Raw genomic sequence first — 24,561 nt, 5'->3', positions numbered from 1 at the left:
CCCCTGATGAACCTTTCAGAACTCTTTATTCGCCGTCCGGTGATGACAACCCTGGTGATGCTGGGAATTGTGATCTTCGGTCTCATGAGCTATGTGCTGTTGCCGATTAGTGCGCTTCCCAACGTAGACTATCCGTTTGTCAACGTATCTGCGAGTCTGCCGGGGGCAACACCAGAAACGATGGCATCATCGGTTGCAGCACCGTTAGAGCGGCAGTTTACCGAGATTGCGGGGCTGAATTCATTCAACTCGACGAGTTCTACGGGGAGTACAAACATCTCCTTACAGTTCGACTTTAGCCGCAAGGTGACGGATGCTGCCAAAGACGTGCAAGCCGCGATCGCTGCCGCCGCAGGGCAGTTGCCCGCCGGAATGCCACGTCCGCCCACTTACCGCAAAGTCAATCCCTCAGTCTCTCCAATTTTGTTCCTGTATCTCTACTCAAAAACACTCCCGATCGCGGCAGTAGACGAAGCGGCTGAAATCACGATCGCTGAGCCGATTTCGATGATCAGCGGAGTGGCGCAAGTCTCGGTTTATGGTCAGAAGCAATATGCGGTGCGCATTCAGCTTGACCCGCGCGAATTGGCGACGCGAGGCATGGGGCTAAATCAAGTCAAAACGGCGGTTCAGCAGGGAAATGTTGAGCTACCAACCGGAAGTTTGTCGGGTCCTGATAAACGCTATTTGATTCAAGCAAACGGACAACTCACCGATGCAGCAGGGTATCGATCGCTAATCATTTCCTACAAAAATGGTGCAGCCGTTCGGTTAGGAGATGTGGCAACCGTAACCGATGATGTGCAAAACAACAAAGTTACCAATCGCTTTTACGACCAGAATATCGCTAATCAACCGTCGATCGTCCTAGCAGTGCAACCACAGCCGGGTGCCAACACTGTCAATATTGTCGATGAAATTAAGCAACTCATGCCGACCCTGCAATCGCAAATTCCACCTGCGATCGAGATGGGTGTTCTATACGATCGATCTCAATCGATCCGCGCTTCTGTCAACGATGTCAAATTTACGCTGGTGCTGTCGATCGGGCTGGTGATTCTCGTGATTTTTGTCTTTTTGCGAAATCTACCCGCGACCATCATTCCCAGCTTGGCGTTACCGATCGCGATTATCGGCACGTTTGCCGCCATGTATTTATTAGGCTACTCGCTCGACAACTTATCGCTGATGGCGTTAACGCTTTCGGTCGGCTTTGTAGTCGATGACGCGATCGTGGTGCTAGAAAATATTGTGCGACATCAAGAAATGGGTGAAACGCCTCATGAAGCGGCTCTTAACGGATCACGAGAAATCGGCTTTACCATTTTATCGATGACGCTCTCGCTGGTAGCCGTGTTCATTCCGATTATGTTTATGGGAGGCTTAATCGGTCGTTTGTTCCATGAGTTTGCGATTACGATTAGTATTGCAATTTTGGTTTCAGGCTTTGTTTCACTAAGTCTAACGCCCATGTTGTGCAGTCGATTCCTAACAACACAGCATAACCATTCACAAAATCGTCTTTATCGCCTTTCAGAAGGTGCATTTAACGCATTGTTGAGCGCCTATGAGTGGACGCTCAAACCCGTGTTAAAATTTCGATTTTTGACGCTGATCGTGTCTGTGATCATCTTAGCGATGACTGTTTATCTATTCACCCTGGTTCCAAAGGGCTTCATTCCAACTGAAGACACCGGACAACTGATGGGCAACACAAAAACGGCTCAAGATATTTCATTTAGCGATATGCTGCGTCACCAACAGGCGATCGTCGATATCATCCGCCAAGATCCTAATATTGATGCAATCAATTCAACAGTGGGCGCGAGCGGTCCTAACGCCTCGGTCAATAGTGGGCGCGTCACGATTCGACTAAAGCCACGAGGACAGCGCCAACTGAGTGCAGACGAGATTATTCAAGAACTCACGCCTAAGCTGCGGCGAGTTCCGGGCATTCAAGCCTTTTTGCGATCGCCCTCTGCCATTCCGATCGGCGGACAACAAACTAACTCTACCTATCAGTTCACGTTGCAGAGCCTAGATCTACAAGCACTGCGACAATCGATTCCGCTTCTGCTTGCCAAAGTTAAAACCATTCCTGGGCTGCGCGGCGTTGATAGCGATTTGCAACTCAGCACCCCGCAAGTGCAAGTGCAAGTCGATCACGATAAAGCAGCAACCTTTGGCATCACCGCTCAACAAATTGGCAGCACACTCGGCGCGGCATATGGTTCTGGGCAGATTTCAACCATTTATACGCCTAACAATCAGTTCTATGTGATTTCAGAACTGAAGCCAGAATTCCAAACCGATCCAAGTGCGCTATCGATGCTGTATATCCAATCGAGCAAAGGGCAAACGATTCCGCTTAACGCTGTCGCGACAATTACTCAAGGGGTGAGTCCGCTAACGGTTAATCACCTGTCAGGGTTGCCTTCGGCGACGATCTCGTTTGATACCCTTCAAGGTATGTCACTCAGCCAAGCGACCGAAGCCATTCAGAAAGTAGCCCAAGACGTTTTGCCACCTACAGTCACTGCCAGTTTTCAAGGCTCAACTCAAGTATTTCAACAGTCATTTAATGATTTAGGCTGGCTGTTGTTGGTGTCGATCGTGGTGATCTATCTCATTCTGGGTATTTTATACGAGGACTTTATTCATCCGCTCACGATTCTTTCGGGGCTTCCATCTGCCGGGTTTGGGGCATTATTGACGCTGCTGATCTTTCAAGTCGAGCTAAATCTCTATTCGTTTATCGGCATCATTTTGTTAGTCGGCATCGTGAAGAAAAACGGCATTATGCTGGTGGACTTTGCGATCGACAAACAGCGCAATGAAGGCAAACTTCCCTACGATGCGATTTACGAAGCGTGCGTAGTGCGATTCCGTCCGATCATGATGACGACAATGGCAGCCTTAGTCGGAACATTGCCGATCGCCCTGGGGGTTGGGGCGGGTTCAGAATCGCGCCGTCCGTTAGGAATCGCGATCGTGGGTGGGCTGCTGTTTTCGCAAGTGTTGACGCTGTATCTCACACCTGTGTTTTACACCTACCTAGAGGCATTGCGAAAACGGCTTGGGCATTCGCAGCTAAAGCTGCCTCGATTCTTTTACCGCCCAAAAGCTAGACCTTCACGCGGAAACTAAACGTCATCGGCTGGGCAGTTGCCACTGCGACTGCTAGACTCACTGCCCGCTTATTAGACCTCCTACGTGAATCTGGATAGCCCTCCTCCCCAGGGAGAAGGGAGCTAGAACCTCTTGTCCCCTCTCCTTAGGGAGAGGGCTAGGGTGAGGGCAAAGGATTCATGCAAGAGGTCTATTCAAACGGCGATCGACTAAATGCAGTCGCTTAGATCCTGACAGAGTGTGCGGTCTGATGCCTTGCAAGTCGAGTACGCTGTCGTCGCATCAACCCCAACGCTAACCCAGCCCCAACCACACCGACGAGATAGCTCAAACTGATCAAGCGAACCAAGAGCGGGGGCGCGACTCCTTCAACCTCGATCGTCTGTGCCACTGCAAACGGCTGAAACGTTCGGTTTGAGTTTGGTGCAGGCGCAACTTCTACTTCGATTTTGTGAGGAGCACCGTCGAAGAATTGCTGCTGCCAGGTCAGGGTTCCTGCTGCATCAGAAACGCCTTGATAAGCAAAAGCAACCCAGTTGTTTTCGAGCTGCGTGGCTTTAAGATTCAAGATCAGATCTTGAACGGACTGGTTAGTGTTGAGGTCGATCGCGGTCACTTGAAACTGAGCCAGTTTGCCCACCGTGGCGTTAGTATCGCCTGAGAGCCGCACATCTAGCCCCTGAGACTGGATTCGGCTTGGCTGGTCTGCTGAAGGAGCCGCTTTGCTCATATGCGACATCGGCATTGACATTCCCGACTGCGCCATCTCTGCGCTAACGTTGATGACCAGCAGCGCGACGATCGCAACCCCGATCGCTCCACTGAGCAATAATCGGACTGGCTGCGGCGCGATTTCTCCCGGTTGAATGGGTTGCCGTCCTCCGATGATCCAACCCCCACCGATTCCCACCGCTAATAAAATAGCGACTAAAACAGCAAAATTCTGATACTTCACCCAGTTTTCAGGAATTGAAAGGGTTAAAGTCTGCTCAAACGGTGCAAAAGCATTCGCCGTTTGCGGAGTGACCTTTGCCAACAGCCGATAAGTGCCTCTGATGGGAAACACCTGCTGAAGAGTTAACTCGCCCTTAGGAGCCACTGCATCTATCTCCAGTAACGTGGTTCCTTCCACGATCGGAAAATCTGTGGTGAACCAGGGCGTTTTAGACGGTGTGAAAATCTGTAAATGAATGTGGGCGTTTTCTAAAGGTTGACCCGATGCGTCCATAGCCTGAAGAGTCAGACGAGCAGGAGGCTGGTAAGTCGTTGCCTCTGCTTCAAAAGGGACAAGTTGAGCGACCCCTTGCGGGTTACTCGAAGAGATCGCCGGATCGGCTGTCAGTCGCACAGTAGGCTGAGGAGTTTGGGAAAATCCTACCGCTCCATAAACAATCATACTCATCAAGCAAATCACGCTGATGAGTACAGAAATCTTCAATTTGGGCATTTCTACTTCACTCTGTTAGGTTTGGGCTGTCGTCTCTAGTGACAAGAAACCGTCAGTGTGTGGTGACGGAGGGAATGCACTTTGTCATGCACAGCCGGATAGGTGGTGAAGTAAATAGTCCACAGAATAAGAGCGCAGAGTGAAATGTAAAGTGTGGCTTGCACAGGCGTGGATAGCGTGAAGCGAACCGCCTGTTGCTGAATAGAAGCAGTCGATCGAGTAATCATTCTGTACCTCGCAGATGAATTAAGAACGGAATCCGTTCGGGTTGATAGGCGCAATTCTTGCATTGCGCTTTGCGCGGATCGGCGGGCATCCTGGCTCCTCAAGCTGGGTTTTGAGCACTCTCAACCCATTCTTGAATGACAGTTGCGGGACAGCGTTGGACTCACACCAAACTTTCCCCTTTACTTCTAATGACTGGTCTTCATCAGAACCGATCGGGCATTCAAACTATCTCACTTTAAGGCAGAACTAGCAATGGATATGAAGCCTTGATTATTCTTTAAGCGCTGCTGTGCTTGAGCCGCGAGCTATGCTGGGCATTCTTGTGTTTAGGAATCCTTAAGGCAAGCTGGCAACCGCTTCAATCAGATTAAGGTTAAAGTAGGGCGATACAGAGCGATCGAGTTTTATGGTTCTCTCCTTTAAGCAATTGGCGATCGGCACTTCACTATTAGCAATTGGGGGAGGTGCTGCCCTGATTAGCAGTCACTACAACGATCGACTCAGCAGCAGTTCGCCGTCTGGGTTGCCCCTTTTTGCCAATCAATCGACCAAGATCGCCGTCTCAGATAGCGCGACCAACAACTCAAACTTCATTGCGGCTGCCGTCGAAAAAGTTGGACCTGCTGTCGTCAGAATTGACTCTGCCCGACGAGTCAACAGTCAGGGTCCTGATGCTTTACGCAACCCCTTATTTAAGCGGTTTTTTGGCGACCAACTTCCTGCCCCTGAAGATCGAGTCGAACGGGGTACGGGGTCAGGGTTTATTGTCAGCGCCGATGGTCGTCTCGTCACGAACGCTCATGTGGTTTCGGGGTCAGACACCGTTGAGGTCAAGCTCAAAGATGGGCGCACCTTTGAAGGGAAAGTGGTGGGGATCGATCCGGTGACAGATGTTGCAGCCGTGAAAATCAACGCCAGCAATCTGCCGAGCGTGCAGTTGGGAAACTCTTCGACGTTGCTGCCGGGTCAGTGGGCGATCGCCATTGGCAACCCGTTTGGACTCGATAACACCGTGACAGCAGGCATTATTAGCGCGCTCGATCGCTCCAGTTCTCAAGTAGGCGTGCCTGATAAGCGGGTCAGCTTTATTCAAACCGATGCGGCAATCAATCCGGGCAACTCTGGCGGACCATTGTTGAACGATCGCGGAGAGGTGATCGGCATCAACACCGCAATTCGGGCAGATGCTCAGGGGTTGGGGTTTGCCATTCCGATCGAGACCGCGAGACGAGTCGTTGAGCAGCTATTTAGCAAAGGTCGAGTTGAGCATCCGTTCTTAGGAATTCAGATGGTTGATTTGACTCCAACAATCAGAGATGAGATCAATAAAGACCAGGGAACTCAGGTTAACGTCAGTCAAGATCGAGGGGTCTATGTTGCACGGGTGTTAGACAATTCTCCTGCCGCTCAGGGTGGAATGCAGCAGGGAGATGTGATTCAGAAAATCAACGGCGCTCAGGTCAAGACCGCTTCTGATGTGCAAGCTCAAGTAGAATCTAGCTCGATCGGCACTCCGCTAGAAGTTGAAGTCATTCGTGGCAATCAGCCTAAGACGATTCGTGTACGTCCCGGCGCGTTTCCGACTAATCGTGCTGACCAATAGCAGCATCAAGACTGCCTACTCGATTTCTTCTTGGATTTCTGATAGGTCTTCTAGCTCCATACGTTGCTCCATCTGCCGCAAAAAGTAGCCCGTCAGCATCGCAGACCCTAGCAACCCGGCTAAGCTCTCTCGATCGGTGGCAATCTTAACTCCAAACCCTTCGGAGGGTAAAGCTCCTAGCAACCCCTGAACGTTGTGAGAAATAATCTGCTTGACTCTGGGGCTGACCGATCGAGCCACTCGGTCTAAGACTTCTGGCGGCTGATGCTGAAGATAGTTAAGCAGTGCATCAACATCAGCCGCCTCGTCGTCAGTTTGGAGGAAATTTGCGCCGTCAGAATTGAACACCATAGAGTTGAATAGATATTGATTGCACTATTCTGACACTTCTTGTCTGAGGTGTACCTACCTCCTTTTAGAGAGAGGTTTGTTTTTAGGCGTTGCTGAATTGATGTGTGAATTTCCGGATTGACCCTCACCCTAGCCCTCTCCCAAGAGGAGAGGGGATCTTTAGCTCCCTTCTCCTTGGGGAGAAGGGTTGGCGAGGGCTTTGCCCCACTTCGTGAGGAGGGCAACTCATACCTGCATTCAGCAACGCCTGTTTTTAAGTAAGCAGATGGAATCCACGGTCAGACGGGTTTCGGCTCTGCTCAACGCCCAACACTAGAATTTCCAGCGGGTTGAGCGGAGCCGAAACCCATCCCCACAAGTTGACTTTGATTGCGTCTGTCTACTGACCTAAGAGATCGATCGCAGCGGCAGGACCCAAAACAGAGACGTAAGGTTCAACAAAGCAACGGGTTGCTGCTGCTTGAGCCATTTCTGAAGTCACCGCCGCGACTTCTTGCTGAAAGCGCGTGTCAAACTCGACTCCTAGCCCGATCGTTTCATACCAGCCAAAAATTTGAGCAAGCTGAGAGTTGGTTTGCTTGCCTAACGCATATTGCCCCAGCATTTTGTTTTGAGACGATTGCAATTCTTCAGGGTTAAGTGGGGTCGATCGGAGTCGATCGACTTCAGTTTGCAGACCGTCTAGAGCGATCGTGGTATTTTCGGGAGCCGTGCCCATATATACGACGAACTGCGATGCATCTAGCCGCGTTGGATAGAAAGCAGACACTTCATAAGCAAGTCCTCGCTTTTCTCGCAGTTCAACAAAGAGACGACTAGAAAGCCCGTTGCCGAGGTAGGTGTTGAGCAACTTCAGCGCCGTGTAGTCCGATAAATCAAAAGCGTTGGTGTTGACCGACGGAGCCAGATAGCCCAACATCACGATCGACTGCTGCGTCTCTTGAGTCTTGATTACCCTGTGGGGATTTGACGAAATCGCAGCCAAGTTTAAAGTCAGCAGAGGATCTGACGGAGCTTGCCAATCGCCCAAAACGTTCTCGATTTGAGCCACTGCTTCGTCTGGAGCAATTCGACCCGCCACACTAATCACCAGATTGTCAGGGCGGAAATAGGTTTGATGATAGTGCTGTAAATCGTGCCGAGACAACTGAGCGACCGTTTCTGCGGTGCCCAACCCCGAAAAGGCGTAGGGATGCTGCCCATACATGGCAGAGCGAAGACCATCAAGCGCCACAGTAAAGGGCTGTTCTTGCTGAGAGCGAATTGCTTGCAGCGTCAGACGACGTTCTAACTCGACTTCATCTTCGGGGAAGGTGGGCGATCGCAGCACCTCACCTGCCAGCGCCAGAATCTCTGGAAAGTCAGCCGAGACGGTTTTTAAGCTCAACAAAAAGTAGTCAGAAGCCGAATCTGTACCGAGACCTGCCCCCACTGACTCGACGCGCTCGGCAATGTCTAGAGACGAAAAACGCTCAGTTCCTTTAGGCAAAACGGCAGAAACCAGATGCGATAACCCTGCCTGGTGCGAAGGCTCCCATCGACTTCCTGCTCGAATGAAGAGACGCGCTGCAACGATGTCAGCCGAAGGATTTTCAACCACCAGAACCACGATGCCATTCTTTAAAACGGTACGGTGAATCTGACGATTTTGGATGGTATTAGAAGTCACGAGAAGGAGTCCTTAACAGGGGTAGGGCAGAATCTTTTCAGAGCGGCTTCATGACGATCGCCGCATAGTGATAGGGCGAAAGATATTGACTCGCCAAGTTTCGCAGATCTTCAGCACTAAAGGCTTGGATGCGCTGAGGATAGTTGACAGATAGTTCTGCCTGGGCGATCGTGTGATAGTAGCCATAAAGCCCCGCCAGTTGACCCGGCGTTTCGGTCGAGAAGGCGTAATCGTTGCACAGAAGGCGTTTGCTGCGCGCTAGTTCGACTTCACTAACGAGAGTCGTCGTCAATGCTGAGAGGCGATCGCAAATCAGCGCTTCCACTCGCTCGATATTTTCTGGTTCTAGCCACGCGGTGATGGTAAACAGACTCGATTCTCGCTGCATTGAAAAGCTGCTGCCGACTGCCTGCACGAGTTGCCGATCTTCCCGCAGTTCTTGCACAAGTCGAGCCGATTGACTTTCTGCCAACAGCACCGAGATTAGATCCAATCCATAGGCGTTTTGCAGAGGGTCGTCATCCATTCCCGGAGCCAGCCACGCCATCATCAGTCGAGCCTGTTCGAGGCGAGGCAGCCGCAGCTCTTGGCGACGAATGCCCACGATCGGCGGTTCGGCTTCTGGCTCTGAACGCGGACAGATGCTCGGAGCCGGGAACGCGGGGAACGATCGCTCAACCCACTTCACCGCATCATCGTGATCGACATCTCCGACAATCACCACGGTCATATTGTGGGGCTGATAGTGAGCGCGATGGAAGCGACGCATTTCGTCGGGCGATCGCGGCATTAAACTGTCTTCGGTGCCTAAAATCGGTCGTCCATAAGGATGACGTTGATAGACACTCTCAGCCAGTGCCTGAAATGCGATGCAGTCTGGATCGTCGTGAGATTGCCGAATTTCTTCGAGGACAACATCGCGCTCTCGATCGAACTCATCATCAGGAATTGCCGCATTTAACAGCAATTCTCCCAAATAGGGCAGAGTGTCACCGAGATATTGAGAGGCTGTCGTCATGAAAAAGTGGGCATAGTCATAACTGGTTGCGGCGTTGGTCACACCACCCCGATTTTCAATCACTTTGTCAAAGCTGCCCGGAGGAAGCCGATCTGTGCCCTTAAAAATCATGTGTTCTAAAAAGTGCGCCATGCCTGACCACTCATCAGGCTCAACGATCGCACCCGCTTTGACCCACACATCAACTGCTGCAACTCCAGTAGCAGGAACCTGTTGATGAATGAACGTCAACCCACTCTCTAGCTTGAGGATCTTGGCTGGAAAGGGAACGATGGCAGACCGTGATAACTGATTTAAGTTCAAGATTCAGTTTCGACCCAATGGATTGTTTAACTCAATAAAAATAATGCTGACTCTGCTGTGCTATTTCTTAATAGAAAAAAGAACACAAATTGTCAATTTGCTGACACTTCGACTTCTGTATTCTAGACCAATTAGCTAAAGAGTTAAGCGGCTCTCACACACGTCAAATAAAGATAGGTATCAGATGTTATAAAATTATCACATCAATACTTCTAAGATTTAGCTGAAAGCTTTCAACAAAAATTCCCCGCTAACTTAGCAAGGGAAGCCATTCGATAGAAGTTCACCGCAACGCCGTTTTACCTCAGTTTTTGACCTGGTGCGAGACCAGGTGGGAGTCGATCGTCGGACTTAAAGTTTCCGGGTACAAGCCCGGTCTACTGCTGCCAGACGTAATTAGATTCCCTTATTGAAAAGCAAGATCATAAAACATTATTGGCAGTCACCAACGCCGCAGTGAACTTCCTTCATTGTAGTGGCTGGAGGAATGAATGGGTAGCAAACAGCCAATTTAACGAGTCGCTGGGCGATCGTCTTTCTCTAACCCTAGAAACCAACCTGTGCGATTAGTTATCTTGTGCCGAGAGTTCCTGAAGCCTGGATTTCAGGCAGTCTTAAAGAAAGTGGTCGATCGTGAAAGCCGAGTCTCTTAATTCTCTATGGGTTGCTCAGGCGATCGCTGGAATTGAGAGGCTCGTTTTTCTAGGTTTCGTACCAGATGGACTCGATCGTGTGACCGATCTCGATCGCTCGCTGACGCAAATTAGAGGAGTCTTCTAGCAAAACCGTGACGTGACCTAGCTTGCGTCCTAGACGCGATTCGGTCTTACTGTACCAATGCACGAAGGCACCAGGAATTTTAGCGAGTTGTTGCCGCTTGTCTAAATAGTCGCTCTCAGAGGATTCGTAGCCGAGAAGATTGACCATCACTGCCCCATCGCAGGTCAAAGCCGGACTGCCCAAAGGCAAGCGACACAATGCCCGAAGCTGCTGCTCAAATTGAGAAGTGACGCAGGCATCGATCGTATAGTGTCCCGAATTATGGGTTCGAGGCGCAATTTCGTTCACCAAAACTTTGCCTTCATGAGTGAGAAATAGCTCGATTCCAAAGATGCCGACGACTTGCAGACTTTCTAACAGGATGCGGGCGATCGTCTCCACTTCCACAGTGATAGAAGCGGGCAGATCGGCAGGGGCAATGACGCGATGACAGACCTGATTTTCTTGCTGAGTTTCAACGACGGGATAAACGACGATTTCGCCCGTGAGCGATCGGGCTGCCATGACCGCAAGTTCTCGATCAAACGGGACGAATTCTTCAACTAATAGAGGCTGGTCATTTAGAGTTTTGAGAATGGCTGCAAGTTCCTCAGCCGTTTTGAGAATAAAAGTTCCTTGTCCGTCATAGCCGTGACGACGAGTTTTAAGGACGATCGGAAACTCAGCCGTTCGGGTCGAAGAACCTGCTTCTAATGCAAAGAATTTAGGCACCGGAAGATGACGATCGCGCAAATAGCAGCGCTGATCATATTTATCTAATAGTGGTTTGAGCGCACTTAAACTAGGACGAAAGCAAACGCCCTGCTTCTCTAAGTGAGAGAGGGCATCTAAATCGACGAACTCGTTTTCAAAGGTGATGACATCGCAACACGCCGCGAGGTGAGCCGTTGAGTCAGCATCGTCGATTGGCGCGAGAATGGTTTGAGTGGCGATCGCAACTGCCGGATCGGTTTGAGACGGGGTTTGAATGATTAGTTCGACGCTCAACTTTTTGGCTGCGTCTGCCATCATCCAGGCAAGCTGTCCGCCGCCAATGATGCCGACTCGATTCATTGCACGGCTCCGCGAGAGGCAAACGGCGAAAACAATCTTGGAAACATCGATAAAACGCCATCGATCGAGCGTGACTGTTGCCCACAGCCTAAAGACTCTTTTGTAGCAACACCCGTTTTAGAATTCACGCCTTGGGCGATTTCACACAGTTCTTTAACCTGAGCGCGGTCTAGAATCGCATTGCTAAAGTCTGCCCCGGTAATGGTGACTCGATCGAAGGTCGATCGCAGCAGAATCGCTTCGGTCAAGATCGCGTCACTCAAATCTGCCTCTGTGAATTTAATCTGATCGATTAAGGCGTTGGTCAGATTGGCTCCGTGCAGGTTTGTCTTGGTCAACACCGACGCGCTCAAGACAATTCCCTGCATTTCTGCATGGGCAAAATTCGTGCTTTCGAGATTGGTGTTCGAGAATTCTGCCGATCGCAAATTCTGCCCTGAAAAATCTTTTCGAGACAGCTCAGCGTTGCTAAACGAAAGCGGGGGAGGATAGTCTAACGCCTGAGCCGGAAAGGGATGACTGCACACAATCAAAGCCAGTAACCATGCAGCCGATCGCCAAAAAAACATAAGACAGAATTCTCTCAGTTACAGATAGTTGTCAGCTTATCGTACTTAGGAACGTTCCAGATCTGGGTCAACACACGGTTTAGAAAAAACCCTACGACTTGCATCCTAGCGATTCTCGCGTGTCTGCACCTGTTTTAGAATTGCTTCCGGTGGCGACTTTACAAAGCTCTTTTACCTGAAGACCGCTTAAGATTGCACCACTAAAATCGGCTCCTGTGACGGTCACATTTTGAAACACAGTCCGCAGCAGCATCGCGTCTGTCAGCACTGCATCGCTAAGATTCACGTTAGACAACCGGACTTGATCCATCATCACCTGGTTCATATTTGCGCCCTGAAAGTTTGTGCCTTTGAGCGTCGAGGTGCTGAAAACGGCTCCTTCTAAATTGGCGTTTGTGAAATTGGCTTGATTGAGATCAGCGCCCGGAAATTCTTCTGAGCGAAGGTTTGCGCCCGAAAAGTCTTTTTCGGCTAATCCCTCGTTTGAGTAGTCGAGTGATTTGCCACTCGCTGCCGCAGACGCTGCTGCCTGGGCAGGAAGTGCGCCACTAAACCACACCAAACCGACTAGCAGAAAGGAGATGACTCTAGACAGCGTTTTAGAAAATACCGAAGGTTTGCGAGTCATAATTCGGGTTTGAGAGAACGTCCTTATATTAGTTTAAGGTCGTCGGTATATTCTCGATCGGCTTGGGCGATCGCCACCGTCACCGATCCGGGCTGTCCTTCGATGCGAACGATTGTTTTGGCAACCCGAATCGAATCTTTTAGCGGATCAGCCGATTGATCAGTTCGAGCTGCCAAAATTGCGGCGGCTTCTGCAACGCTAAACGTCCCAACCTTAGCAACGGCTGACGGATTTGGGACGGTGACAGCATTCAAATCTTCAGCAGAAAAGAATCGTAAAGGAAGACGGCGATCGTCGCAAAATTTCACGAGTCCCGCTTCGTCGGCTTTGTGATCGATCGTGGCAATTCCAGCGATCGCGGCTTCGGCGAGATGATGCGATCGCAGCGTTTTTTGAATTGCGTGTTCGATCAATGACTCCGGCGTTCCTCGCTGGCAGCCGATCCCCACCCAAAGCACTCTAGGATGCCACTGCACTTTAGGCAATGCCGATGCGGGCGCAAACCGTCTTTGAATCGGGCTGATCCAAATCCGCGCTTTGGGTTCGGGAGTCGTTTCTCGTGTCGTCGCCGTGTAGTCAGGAAAGCCTATATAAATCGAAGAATCAGCAGGCAGAAGAGATTGCCATCTCGTTGATCCGGCTTCTTGAATGATCTGGATGGCATCTCGACGATCGAGCGCCGCACGCACCCCTACCCAATCTCCACCTCCGCGCCGCCACCCTAGTGGAATCCCTAAATCAATCAGGTCGAACGATCGCATTTAATCCACCTCCAAGCCGCCGTTAAGGACGATCGATATCCGTGACTTGAGTAATAAATGCAACAATTTGTTGAAGTTCCTGAAATCACTAGAACCTTCAGAATAGAGAAATAAGGCATTTTGTCACAGCCGAGTTATTTCTAATCTAGCGATCGCTAAAGATCGAGGATTAAATAATTTTGGGAATTACACAATCTCGGCTTGCCCTCATCCCCAACCCTTCTCCTTGGGGAGAAGGGAGCAAGAACTCTAGTTCCCTCTCCTCAGGGAGAGGGTGAGGGTGAGGGCAAATCCGGGTCTGATTTAATTCACGATCGCTAAATTAGCTTTCCATACTCAAAAAGTCGATGATTCAAGCTTTCTCACGATTGACAGTTCCGTTTACGTTGGCTTTAGCGAGTGCAGTGCTGATGACGGGCTGCGACGAGACAGCCGAAATAGCTGCTCCTTCTTCTCAAAAAAACGTTGATCTAGAACTCAGTGACCCCACCTACTATGTCAATTTGGGTGCTGAACTGAGAGACAGTCACAAACTAGAAGACGCGATCGCCGCTTACCGAAAAGCCATTCAAATCGATTTTAGAAATACTGAAGCATATCAGGGCTTAGGCAGCGCGCTCTATGACCAGAAAAGACTTGAGGAAGCGATCGCCGTTTACACAAGAGCCATTCAGATCGACGCAGATAATGCTCAAGCCTACTGTGGGTTAGGAAACGCGCTCCTCGACCAAAAGCGCCCCGAAGCCGCGATCGCCGCTTATCGCAGAGCCATCCAAGCCGATCCTACCCTGACCTATTCTTACAGTGGCTTAGGAAATGCACTGCGTCTGCAAAAGAAATTATCGGCAGCCGTCATCGCTTATCGCAAAGCTCTCTCGCTGCCAGAGATGACCGGAACCAGTGCGAGTGCCCACGCGATCGCCTATGTAGGGTTAGGTCGATCGCTGCACGGTCAAGGAAATGCTGAGGACGCGATCGCGCCTTATCGCGAAGCCATTAAGCTTAATCCTGGCGACGCAGTGGCGTATGTCTATTTGGGAGACGCGCTCTCTGATCAAAAACGCCTAAACGAAGCCTCGTTTACCTACCAAAAAGCTTTGGATCTGCCCAACGTCAAAAAGCCGAAGTTTATAGGCAGTCATGCTTTGGCACACAATGGTTTAGGGTTAGTGCTTCAGCGTCAAGGCAAAATGCAGCCTGCGATTCAGCACTATCAGCAAGCGCTGCAATCTGATCTCACTTGTGAAGTGGCAGGAGACAATCTCAAACGAGCGAGACAACTGTTAGCCAAACAGATCCCAAACCCCAACTCCCAGCCAAAACAGAACTTGGACAATATCAGCAACGTCTCGTGGATGCTGTTGCTGCGATCGCTCAAAACAGTGGACACCGCAAGAACTTAAGACAAAAATCGCCCCCAGTGATCTGAGAGCGATTCATTCCTAATGCCAATCGTTCACAGATTGATAGGAGTCCGATCGATTTCACGACTCACCTGAATCGCGGGTCTCTCCATTGCCTGTTGCAGCATCGGTGTCTTAGTCACCGAGTCATTTGCCAGTGTGAACAGAGGATTGGAGAGAATACCCGCGATCGTGGTTGCCACCAAGGTCAACACCACTCCAACCTGTAGCGGACGCATCCCCGGCAGCTCCCAACTGATTTCGGGATAATTTTTCACCGCGTCAGACATTTCTTGCGGCTCTTTGACCACCATCATCTTCACCACCCGAATGTAGTAATAGATGGAAATCACGCTCGTCAACAGACCCAGCAGCACGAGCGGATAAGCCCCCGCCTGCCAGCCTGCCCAAAAGAGATAGAGCTTGCCAAAGAAGCCAGCCAAGGGTGGAATGCCACCTAATGACAGGAGACAGATGCTCAGTGCCAGGGTGAGAAGCGGATCTTTTTGATACAAACCGCCATATTCGCTGATCTGGTCTGTGCCCGTTCTGAGGGTGAACAGAATCACACACATAAACGCACCCAGGTTCATGAACAGGTAGATCATCAGGTAAAACACCATACTGGCGTAACCCGCGTCACTGCCGATGACTAGCCCGATCATCACAAACCCAGCTTGCCCGATCGAGGAATATGCCAACAGCCGCTTCATGCTGGTCTGTGCCAACGCCACCACATTTCCCAGCACCATACTGAGAATCGCGAGGGTCGTCATCACAAGGTGCCACTGCTCAGTCACAAGCGGGAATGCCGTCACCAACAGCCGGATCGCCAGCGCAAATCCGGCTGCTTTAGAGCCAACTGACAAAAACGCCACTACCGGAGTCGGAGAGCCTTCGTAAACGTCCGGTGTCCATTGGTGAAAGGGAACGGCGGCAATTTTGAAGGCGATCCCTGCGATCACAAAGACGAGCGCGATTACAAGCCCGATCGAGTCAGCTAAACCAGCCGCACCGATCTGAGTAGAAATTTCACTTAAATTGGTCTCGCCGCCTGACAGACCATAGAGCAGCGAGGTGCCATATAAAAAGATGGCAGAACTCGAAGCCCCGATCAGCAGATACTTCAAAGATGCCTCGTTAGAGCGGGGATCACGCTTGGTATAGCCCGTCAGCAGGTAAGACGAGATACTCAAAGTTTCGAGCGCAACATAAACCGTGACCAACTCATCGGCACCTGATAGAAACATTCCCCCCAAGGTCGCCGTGAGGAGAATAATCAAAAACTCTGCCAGAGCCGTGCCTGACTGCTCAATGTAGCGGATCGACATCAAGATGGTTCCGGCGGCTGAGAGCGCGACGATTCCGCGAAACAGAATGCTGAGATTGTCGCTGTTATATTCGCCTAGAAACGCGATCGGAGTCGGCGTATCCCACAAAAAATAGAGCGCACCGACTGCCGTAAGCAAACCGCCGATCGCAAAGTAGGGAGTCCACTTTGACGAAGCCGTTCGCCCGACGATTAGATCACCGACCATCACAATCAAGAGCGTTGTGATCACAATGATTTCTGGCAAGATTGCTCCAGTGTTTAGCTGGGCTACAAGCGTAGCAAAATCCATAGAGATTAGTCCGATTGAGCAGGGTTAACAAAAAATTTAGATTGAGCAAGCCGATCAAGTGGATGAGGTTAGATAGGGCGATTGTTTAAATGGATTCTATCGCGCTAGACTGCTCATTTTTCGTTAAATTCTGCGGATTTGGACTGAAATTAGATTGTTTCACCGCTTTGACCTCATTGGGTTGAGTCTATGGCACTTGATTTGAGCGTGACCCCTCAAAGGCATATCCGTTTACCCTGGTAGGGAGACCCGCCCTTATGAGTCGAGAAACCTTTCCAAACCTTTGGATTCGATCGAGCTTGCCTGTGAGTATGGTTATAACTTAGAGGGGCAGACGTGTCTCCATCAAACTTCTTGAAGATGCCCTCATCCCCCAACCCCTTCTCCCAAGCTGGGAGAAGGGGAGCCAGTCAAAGTCCCTCTCCCAGCTTGGGAGAGGGACTTGGGGTGAAGGCAGGGACTTTTGCAACAGGTCTATTGATTCAAAATTGCCCGTCTATATTAAAGGTGAACGTAGAAAAACTGCGGTCTGTCACATCAGGATTTGGAAAGTTGCTTCACCGAAATCCGACGATCGTTCAGATTTGGTGTTATTGATTAAATACACGCGCTGCCTCACTTCTCCGCTCCCCCTGCTCTCTTCTGTAAGCTAACGAGACTCATGTCAACTCTTGTCATCGTTGAATCCCCTACCAAAGCCCGCACCATCCGCAACTATCTGCCCTCCACCTATCGGGTCGAGGCATCGATGGGGCATGTGCGCGATTTGCCGCAGTCTGCCAGTGATATTCCGGCATCCGTCAAGGGTGAAAAGTGGGCACAGCTAGGAGTCAACGTCGATTCTAATTTTGAACCCCTCTATATCGTCCCACAAGATAAAAGAAAGATTGTCAAGGAACTCAAAGAAGCCCTCAAAGGCGTAGACGAACTGCTGCTGGCGACTGACGAAGACCGCGAGGGCGAAAGTATTAGCTGGCACTTACTGCAACTGCTGCAACCCAAGGTGCCGATCAAACGCATGGTGTTTCACGAGATCACCGAAGAGGCAATTCAGGAAGCGATTCGCAACTGTCGAGACGTAGACGAAAAGCTGGTTCGCGCTCAAGAGACGAGACGGATTCTCGATCGCTTAGTCGGCTACACGCTCTCCCCGCTGCTTTGGAAAAAGATCGCGATGGGTCTGTCTGCGGGGCGCGTTCAGTCCGTAGCAGTCCGCGTGCTGGTGAAACGAGAGCGAGAGCGTCGGGCATTCCGCCGAGGATCGTATTGGGATCTGAAGGCGCTACTGGCAATGGGCGAGACAAGCGGCAAGCAGAAAACAAACGAATTTGAAGCCCGACTCATGACGTTAGGCGGTCGCAAACTCGCGACAGGTGCCGACTTTGACGAATCGACGGGTCAAGTCGTCGCAGGTCGAAACGTTCTGCTGCTCAACGAGACTGAGACGAGAGCGTTACAAGAGCGGCTTGCCGACAAAACCTGGACGGTCTCGGATCAAGAAGAGCGCCCGGTGACTCGCAAGCCGTCGCCTCCCTTCACGACTTCGACGCTGCAACAAGAGTCAAACCGTAAGTTAGGACTGTCTGCCCGTGACACCATGCGGACGGCTCAAAGCCTTTATGAGCAAGGCTATATCACCTACATGCGAACGGACTCGGTGCATTTGTCGGGGCAAGCGATCGCTGCCTCTCGCGAGTGCGTCCAGCAGATGTATGGCTCCGACTATCTCAGCCCCCAACCTCGCCAATACACCACTAAAAGCAAGGGTGCTCAAGAAGCTCACGAGGCAATTCGCCCAGCGGGAAGCAGTTTCCGCACTCCGCAGCAGACCAAACTGAGCGGACGAGAGTTTCAACTCTACGATCTGATCTGGAAGCGCACCGTTGCGACTCAGATGGCAGATGCTCGACAAACTCAGATCACCGTTCAAATTCAGGTTGAGGATGCAGGCTTTAGAGCCAGCGGCAAGCGCATTGATTTTCCTGGGTTCTTCCGCGCCTATGTTGAAGGGTCAGATGATCCGAGTGCGGCGATCGAGAGTCAAGAAGTCATCCTGCCTGCGATGCGCGTCGGTGATCATCCCAGTTGCAGGAATTTGGACGCGATCGGGCACGAAACCCAACCTCCTGCGCGTTACACCGAAGCCTCTCTTGTCAAAACTCTAGAAAGTGAAGGCATTGGTCGCCCCAGTACCTACGCCAGCATTATCAGCACCATCATCACCAAAGGATACGCTCAATTAGTCGGCAACGCCCTGATTCCAACCTTTACTGCCTTTGCTGTCACCGATCTTTTAGAGAAGCATTTCCCTGAAATCGTTGACCCCAGCTTCACGTCAAAAATGGAGCAAACCCTGGATGACATCGCCACGGGTGAAGTGCAGTGGCTTCCTTATCTCCGTAATTTTTACTCAGGTGAAGACGGGTTAGAAAAACAGGTCAAAGAGCAAGAAAGCAAAATCGACCCGAAAGAAGCTCGCACCATTCACTTTGGTGACTTAGAAGCAAGAATCAAAATCAGCAAGACGGGGGCTTATATTGAGTCAGAAAACGGCAATATCAATCTGCCCAAAGATATGCCACCTGCTGACCTCAACGCCGAGCAAATTGAAGTTCTGCTTCAGGGTCCTAAAAAGTTAGGCGTTCATCCTGAGAGTGGTGAACCCATTTATGTCAAGCTGGGTCCTTATGGGCATTACATTCAGCTAGGCGACAAGTCGGAGGAAAATCCGAAGCCCAAGAATGTGTCTCTCCCCAAAGGAGTTACCCCTGAAGCGGTGACGATCGAACAAGCGATCGGACTATTAGCACTGCCTCGAACGCTCGGAATGCACCCCGACACAGGGCGAAAAGTTCAGGCGAGTTTAGGTCCTTATGGTCCTTACATCGTCCATGACTTAGGCAAAGGCGAAGACGGCAAAGTCCACAAAGATTATCGATCGCTCAAAGCTGTCGATAATGTTCTGACCGTGGACTTCGATCGAGCATTACAACTCTTAGCCGAACCTAAAGCCGGACGAGGCAAACGAGGCACTGCAAAACCCTTACGCGAACTGGGTGCTCACCCTGAAGAAGGCGATCCCGTCAATATCTATGATGGTCCTTATGGGGCTTACATTAAATATGGCAAGGTGAACGCCTCGCTGCCTGAAGGTCAAACTGTCGAATCTATTACGCTGGAAGCGGCACTTGACGCGATCGCTGCCAAAGCTGGAACCAAAGGTCAGAAAGCTGGGAAGACGACGACGGGGCGAGCGAAAAAAGCAGCCGCTGACGACGCAACCGAAACCACAGCGAAGAAAACGACCGCTAAAAAGGCGAGTGCGGCTAAAACGACCGCTAAAAAAGCAACCACCTCGAAGACGACTGCCAAAAAAACGACTAAGACAGCCGCTGCCAAAAAGACGACGAGCACTCGTAAGAAAGTGCAAACGGCTGAAGAGTAGTGACCAAAAGACTCTAAGGGCGGAACGATCGGTTTATCGTCTTGGAATCATTCCCAAGATTGGTTGATTGATCGCTTCGCCCTTACTCAGTGAAATGATGGAGAAACCTTCACCAGAGAAACTTCTATGCGCTCACTGGAGAAGGCTTCTTCACAGCCGCAGGTTTTTCTACTGGCTTTTCTTTTAAGACTTTGTGATAGAGCTTGCCTAGCTGGGCAGCAACCCCGTTCCAGCTAAACTTTTCTTCGACTCGTTGACGACCTGCCCGACCCAAGCGATCGCGCCACTCAGAGTCAGATAAAATTCGGTCGATCGCCACCGCAAATGCAGCATCGTCTTGTGCGGGAGCCAACAGCCCCGTCTCTTCAGAAACGACGGTGTATTGCAAACCGCCCACATCGCTGGCAACCACTGGCGTATTGCTTGCCATCGCTTCGATCGCCACCAATCCAAACGGCTCATAGTGGCTGGGAACTACCGACACATCCGCTGCCGCGTAATAAAGGTGCAAATTGTCTTCACCCAAACGACCTGGGAATAGAGTCATGTCTTGCAGCCCCAACTCGGCAACAATGCTCTCAATCCGCTCTCGCTCAATGCCATCACTTTGACCCGGACGACTGCCGCCGCCGATCACTAGCTTCAGGTTTCCCTCGCCGCGCAGTTTCGATTGACCGACTGCACGCACCAGCGTTTCGATGCCCTTACGCGGATCAAATCGCCCCACATAAAGCACTATTTTGTCATCGGGTGAGAACCCTAATAGCTGACGCGCTCTGGTCTGTGAGATCGAGCCAAATCGATGGACATCCGTCCCACAGGGGATCACGTCGATGTTGCCGTGGGGTGAAACCAGCGATCGCATGTGCTCCATTTCTTGAGGGCTGGTTGCTACAATTCTGTCAGCAGTTTCAAGACAGGTTTTCTCGCTGGCAAGTCGAGTTTTAGCGATTAAAGGAATTGTTGAAATCGACTGATATTTGACCGCACCTAGCGAATGATAAGTGTGAAGCTGCTTAACCGACTGCAGTTTCTTTAGCTCCATGCCAATCCAGCCTGACATCCAGTAGTGAGTGTGGATCAGATTGTATTCGATGCCATTTTCAACCTGAAAGCGCTGGAACGATCGCACAAACTCCGGCATATAAGGAAACAAGTCATCTCTAGGAATGAAGGTTTCTGGACCTGCCGTTAAACGAATCGTACGGCAGTGGCGGCTATGCTGCACAATTTTGGGTTGCTCTGCATCAGATTGGCGAGTAAACATATCAACTTGCCAATCCTGACGGGCAAGGGCTTCGCCCACTTGGCGCACGTAAACGTTTTGTCCACCTGCTTCTTCTTTGCCAATCTCGATGGCAGGGTCGCCATGTTTAGAAATTAGTGCAACTCTCTGCCTTTGACCTCGAAGTAGCATAGTTTTATTTACCAAAACTCGGTGAATAGAAGGGAATTAAAACCTGAAATCAATTGTGTACGCGTAACCCAACTGCTTTCTAGGCTATCGCTAAACTGTGGTTGACCCAATCAGTCATAAGAAATAAACTTGAATATTTTCGGATGACTTCAAGGGTGAGAAAGCCTCGTGGCTTTCTCCATCGCACTCGATCGCTTCTCACTTTTTGAACCCAAAAGCTTTCACTACTGTCTATACAGATAGCGCACAAATCACACTCTAGATTCTTACTTTGTGGGTAAACTCTAATTAGATTCATCGTCTACAAGCGATACAGCAGTCCAATCTCATGCCACTCGATGACGCTTCAGGAAACTCACTCACTTAACACGATCGTTCGTTAAACTAACAAGATCGCTCATTGCGAAAGTCGGTTTGCTCAAGAATATACTACTTGACGTTTTTTTGCAAAACTTAGTCAAATTCATTGGGTATTTGACTCTTGTTAAACAACGAAAGGCAGAGAATTAAAAAATCACATCCAACCTTTTATAGATTTACCAGGTTTCAAAGAGACTCTTCTGGAGATCTTTCTCAAGTATCGTTTAACTCAAAAAGACTATTAACACCAAAGCGAGAGTGCCTTTAACTGCACAAATCACCTTTAGACACCCATAAAAATGGGGTAGACAACTCTACCCCTCAGACAGTTTATTCAAAAGCTAGTGTGAATTAATACAGACGGCTCAAAACATAATCAGACAGTTTGATCAGCGCCTGACGAGACTCAGACATCGGTAAATCAGAGAGATGTTCGATCGCTGCCTTTGCATGATGGGCTGCAAGCTCCCGCGATCGCTCAATGCCTCGACTATCTTTAATCAACGTCAACGCTTGCTCTAAGTCACCTTCTTGAGCAAATTCCCGCTCGATCAAGACTTCTAAATAGGGCTTTTCTTCAAGTGCATAGAGAACCGGAGCCGTCAAATTGCCACTCTGTAGGTCAGACCCAGCAGGTTTGCCCAGGCTATCGATCGAGCCTGTAAAATCTAAGATGTCATCTACAATTTGAAAGGCTAACCCAAAGTGACGACCATAATTATAGAGTTGCTGCGCCTGCACTTCGGGCAAGTCGCTTAACACAGCCGCCGCTTTGCAACTATTGGCGATTAACGAAGCGGTTTTATAGTAGCTCTTTTCAAGATACGCCTCGATCGACACCGTAGAAAAACGATTTAACCCTTGCTGAATCTCGCCCTCGGCAAAGTCTTTGATCACTTCTGACAGAAGTTTGACCACCTGCAAGTTGTCCAAATTAGCGAGATACCAGGACGATTGAGCAAACAGAAAGTCTCCTGCCAGCACAGCAATTCGGCTACCAAACGTGCTGTGAACGGTTGGAATGCCCCGCCGCATATCTGATTCGTCCACCACATCATCATGCACGAGACTTGCCGTATGAATCATTTCAGTGATTTCAGCGAGTCGCCGATGGCGTTCAGTGATTCCTTGGTTAGGCATCGTTGCCCGTGCTACCAGGAAAACAATTGCGGGGCGAATCCGTTTCCCCCTGGCTCCAAACAGATGTTCTGCGGCAGCATAAAGGATGGGATGACGAGCACCAATTAACTGTTTAAGGTTCTCCGTCAGCACACAGAGGTCTGCTTCAACCGGGGAAAATAGGGATGTTGCTGAGGTCATGAATAAGCCAGCGAAGGGGCGACATGGTTAAGAAACTTTACAAGTCCTGACTTTATTTTAAGATAAGCGTTGGATTCGTGGAATGTTAAGGCAGAAAAAGTTTGGAGATCAGTGTGCCAGTGACTTTTGCAAGAAGTTTAATGTTTATTGACTGCTGGCACTAGCCTGCCGTAGTGCAACTGGGTCACGCGATTAGGGAGTTGCAGTTTAATCGAGCCTCAACCGATCGGGCTTCGACTTCATTCAGCCCTCGACTCTCATCTAGTGGATTGAGCGAAGTCGAAATCCACGGACAACGCAGCGAGGAACTCTCATCCATCTGCAATTCTTATGACTCGTTTGCAGCGCTATTGTCTAACCTTCCAATCACCTCTCTAACCCGATAAATGGGTCTTCCTTGCGACTCATGATAGGTTCTCATCGACAACTCAGCCAACAGCCCAAAGCTAAAAAGCTGTAGCCCTGATAAAAACAGCACAACCGCCAGAATCAGCAGTGGACGCTGCCCAATGGTTTCGCCTAAGCCGAGTTTGACGTAGGCGAGATATAAACCCAGTGCCGCGCCGGAAATCAGTGCCAGCAGACCAAACAAGCCAAAAACATGCATCGGGCGAGTCAAAAACTTCCGCATGAAGAAGATGGTGAACAAATCCATAATCACGCGGAAGGTGCGGTCTAAGCCATACTTGCTCTGACCATAGCGACGAGCATGGTGTCGCACCGGAATCTCGGTGATTCTCGCGCCTTCAATAAAGGCAAGCGCGGGGAGAAATCGATGCAGTTCTCCGTAGAGATTCATATCGGCGACGAGTTCAGCGCGGTAGGCTTTGAGTGAGCAGCCATAATCGTGGACTCGAACTCCGGTGACTCGACCGATCAGCCAGTTCGCGATCTTAGAGGGCAAGACTCGTGTGAGAGAGGCATCCTGTCGATTTTTGCGCCAACCGCTCACCAGGTCATACCCTTCTTCTAGCTTCGCCATCAAAATCGGAATGTCTGCCGGATCGTTTTGCAGATCTCCATCCAACGTGATGATGATTTTGCCTGTGGCGTGACTAAACCCTGCGGCGATCGCTGCCGTCTGTCCATAGTTTCGTCGCAAAATCACGGCTCGTAAATCAGTTCGAGTCTGAGCCTGCTGCTTGAGAAGCTGATCGGAGCCATCACCAGAGCCGTCGTCAACGCAAATAATTTCATAGTGAATCTGCTCGGAAATTAAGCTGGTGGCGATCGCGTCTAACAATAATGGAATGCTCTCCACTTCATTGTAGATAGGCACCACAACCGAGAGATCTGGCACTTGAGACGCTCGATCGAGAGCTTGAATTCCATTAGCAGCAAGAGACAGATTCATGAGTGGCGCGGCTTTAAAGATGCAGAACAGGAGAGATATCAACGACTTAAACGTGAAGAGTTCAGCTTATCAGGAAAGTTGATTTTGCAGAAGTCGCACGT

18 protein-coding genes, 1 other RNA gene and 1 riboswitch are annotated in these 24,561 nt (G+C 50.2%); of the genes, 4 read left to right on the top strand and 15 right to left on the bottom strand.

Going from position 1 to position 24,561, the window contains the following annotated elements; translation table 11 throughout:
* The first annotated feature begins 6 nt into the window (after nt 1–6).
* The gene (locus A8707_RS15310; protein ID WP_068818117.1) at nt 7–3,147 is read left to right on the top strand and encodes an efflux RND transporter permease subunit; all 3,141 of its coding nucleotides are present in this window, start codon (nt 7–9) and stop codon (nt 3,145–3,147) included.
* Between the two features lie 205 nt (nt 3,148–3,352).
* Here the strand turns inward: A8707_RS15310 and A8707_RS15305 are convergent, their stop codons facing one another.
* Both A8707_RS15305 and A8707_RS26925 read right to left on the bottom strand, forming a co-directional pair.
* Nucleotides 3,353–4,576, bottom strand: a complete 1,224-nt coding sequence (locus A8707_RS15305) for a hypothetical protein (protein WP_068818116.1) — start codon at nt 4,574–4,576, stop codon at nt 3,353–3,355.
* A gap of 35 nt (nt 4,577–4,611) precedes the next feature.
* A complete protein-coding gene (locus A8707_RS26925; protein ID WP_074382514.1) occupies nt 4,612–4,803 on the bottom strand; it encodes a CbtB-domain containing protein in 192 nt (63 codons plus the stop codon).
* Nucleotides 4,804–4,865: 62 nt separating this feature from the next.
* A riboswitch (cobalamin riboswitch) is annotated at nt 4,866–5,032 on the bottom strand.
* A 178-nt stretch (nt 5,033–5,210) separates the two neighbouring features.
* Between A8707_RS26925 and A8707_RS15300 the strand changes: the two genes are divergently transcribed.
* Nucleotides 5,211–6,407, top strand: a complete 1,197-nt coding sequence (locus A8707_RS15300) for an HhoA/HhoB/HtrA family serine endopeptidase (protein WP_068818115.1) — start codon at nt 5,211–5,213, stop codon at nt 6,405–6,407.
* A 15-nt stretch (nt 6,408–6,422) separates the two neighbouring features.
* Here A8707_RS15300 and A8707_RS15295 read toward each other — a convergent pair whose 3' ends face one another.
* From A8707_RS15295 to A8707_RS15260, 8 genes are all read right to left on the bottom strand, one after another.
* Nucleotides 6,423–6,758: a DUF760 domain-containing protein gene (locus A8707_RS15295; RefSeq protein WP_068818114.1), complete on the bottom strand. Its 336-nt coding sequence runs from the start codon at nt 6,756–6,758 to the stop codon at nt 6,423–6,425.
* 379 nt (nt 6,759–7,137) lie between these two features.
* Nucleotides 7,138–8,427: a M16 family metallopeptidase gene (locus A8707_RS15290; RefSeq protein WP_231948095.1), complete on the bottom strand. Its 1,290-nt coding sequence runs from the start codon at nt 8,425–8,427 to the stop codon at nt 7,138–7,140.
* A 37-nt stretch (nt 8,428–8,464) separates the two neighbouring features.
* Nucleotides 8,465–9,748, bottom strand: a complete 1,284-nt coding sequence (locus A8707_RS15285) for a M16 family metallopeptidase (protein ID WP_068818113.1) — start codon at nt 9,746–9,748, stop codon at nt 8,465–8,467.
* A gap of 279 nt (nt 9,749–10,027) precedes the next feature.
* Nucleotides 10,028–10,211: non-coding RNA, 6S RNA (gene ssrS, locus A8707_RS15280), on the bottom strand.
* A gap of 239 nt (nt 10,212–10,450) precedes the next feature.
* On the bottom strand, nt 10,451–11,581 hold the full coding sequence (locus A8707_RS15275; RefSeq protein WP_068818112.1) for a 5-(carboxyamino)imidazole ribonucleotide synthase: 1,131 nt from the start codon (nt 11,579–11,581) through the stop codon (nt 10,451–10,453).
* On the bottom strand, nt 11,578–12,150 hold the full coding sequence (locus A8707_RS15270) for a pentapeptide repeat-containing protein (RefSeq protein ID WP_068818111.1): 573 nt from the start codon (nt 12,148–12,150) through the stop codon (nt 11,578–11,580). The genes A8707_RS15275 and A8707_RS15270 overlap by 4 nt, the downstream gene beginning before the upstream one ends.
* A gap of 91 nt (nt 12,151–12,241) precedes the next feature.
* Nucleotides 12,242–12,778, bottom strand: coding sequence for a pentapeptide repeat-containing protein (locus A8707_RS15265; protein WP_068818110.1), 537 nt, complete (start codon nt 12,776–12,778; stop codon nt 12,242–12,244).
* Nucleotides 12,779–12,801: 23 nt separating this feature from the next.
* Nucleotides 12,802–13,539 carry a cobalamin biosynthesis protein gene (locus A8707_RS15260; protein WP_068818109.1) on the bottom strand — a complete coding sequence of 246 codons (738 nt, stop codon included), beginning with the start codon at nt 13,537–13,539 and terminating at the stop codon, nt 12,802–12,804.
* 347 nt (nt 13,540–13,886) lie between these two features.
* On the opposite strand from A8707_RS15260, the gene A8707_RS15255 reads away from it, so the two are divergent.
* On the top strand, nt 13,887–14,942 hold the full coding sequence (locus A8707_RS15255) for a tetratricopeptide repeat protein (RefSeq protein WP_068818108.1): 1,056 nt from the start codon (nt 13,887–13,889) through the stop codon (nt 14,940–14,942).
* A 53-nt stretch (nt 14,943–14,995) separates the two neighbouring features.
* On the opposite strand, the gene A8707_RS15250 is transcribed toward A8707_RS15255, so the two are convergent.
* Nucleotides 14,996–16,564, bottom strand: a complete 1,569-nt coding sequence (locus tag A8707_RS15250; RefSeq protein WP_068818107.1) for an NAD(P)H-quinone oxidoreductase subunit N — start codon at nt 16,562–16,564, stop codon at nt 14,996–14,998.
* Nucleotides 16,565–17,225: 661 nt separating this feature from the next.
* Here A8707_RS15250 and topA point away from each other — a divergent pair.
* The gene (gene topA / locus A8707_RS15245) at nt 17,226–20,009 is read left to right on the top strand and encodes a type I DNA topoisomerase (RefSeq protein WP_068818106.1); all 2,784 of its coding nucleotides are present in this window, start codon (nt 17,226–17,228) and stop codon (nt 20,007–20,009) included.
* A gap of 124 nt (nt 20,010–20,133) precedes the next feature.
* On the opposite strand, the gene A8707_RS15240 is transcribed toward topA, so the two are convergent.
* The 4 genes from A8707_RS15240 to A8707_RS15230 form a co-directional block, all read right to left on the bottom strand.
* On the bottom strand, nt 20,134–21,426 hold the full coding sequence (locus A8707_RS15240; protein WP_068818105.1) for a glycosyltransferase family 4 protein: 1,293 nt from the start codon (nt 21,424–21,426) through the stop codon (nt 20,134–20,136).
* A gap of 711 nt (nt 21,427–22,137) precedes the next feature.
* Entirely contained in the window at nt 22,138–23,106 is a 969-nt protein-coding gene (gene sds / locus A8707_RS15235; protein ID WP_068818104.1) for a solanesyl diphosphate synthase, read from the bottom strand.
* 184 nt (nt 23,107–23,290) lie between these two features.
* A complete protein-coding gene (locus A8707_RS30245) occupies nt 23,291–23,425 on the bottom strand; it encodes a hypothetical protein (protein ID WP_269452731.1) in 135 nt (44 codons plus the stop codon).
* A gap of 9 nt (nt 23,426–23,434) precedes the next feature.
* Nucleotides 23,435–24,460 carry a glycosyltransferase family 2 protein gene (locus A8707_RS15230; RefSeq protein WP_068818103.1) on the bottom strand — a complete coding sequence of 342 codons (1,026 nt, stop codon included), beginning with the start codon at nt 24,458–24,460 and terminating at the stop codon, nt 23,435–23,437.
* Nucleotides 24,461–24,561: the final 101 nt, after the last annotated feature.

This window comes from Phormidesmis priestleyi BC1401 (assembly GCF_001650195.1).
Classification (GTDB): Bacteria; Cyanobacteriota; Cyanobacteriia; order Leptolyngbyales; family Leptolyngbyaceae; genus Phormidesmis_A; species Phormidesmis_A priestleyi_B.
This window is presented reverse-complemented; position numbering and strand designations above follow the sequence as displayed.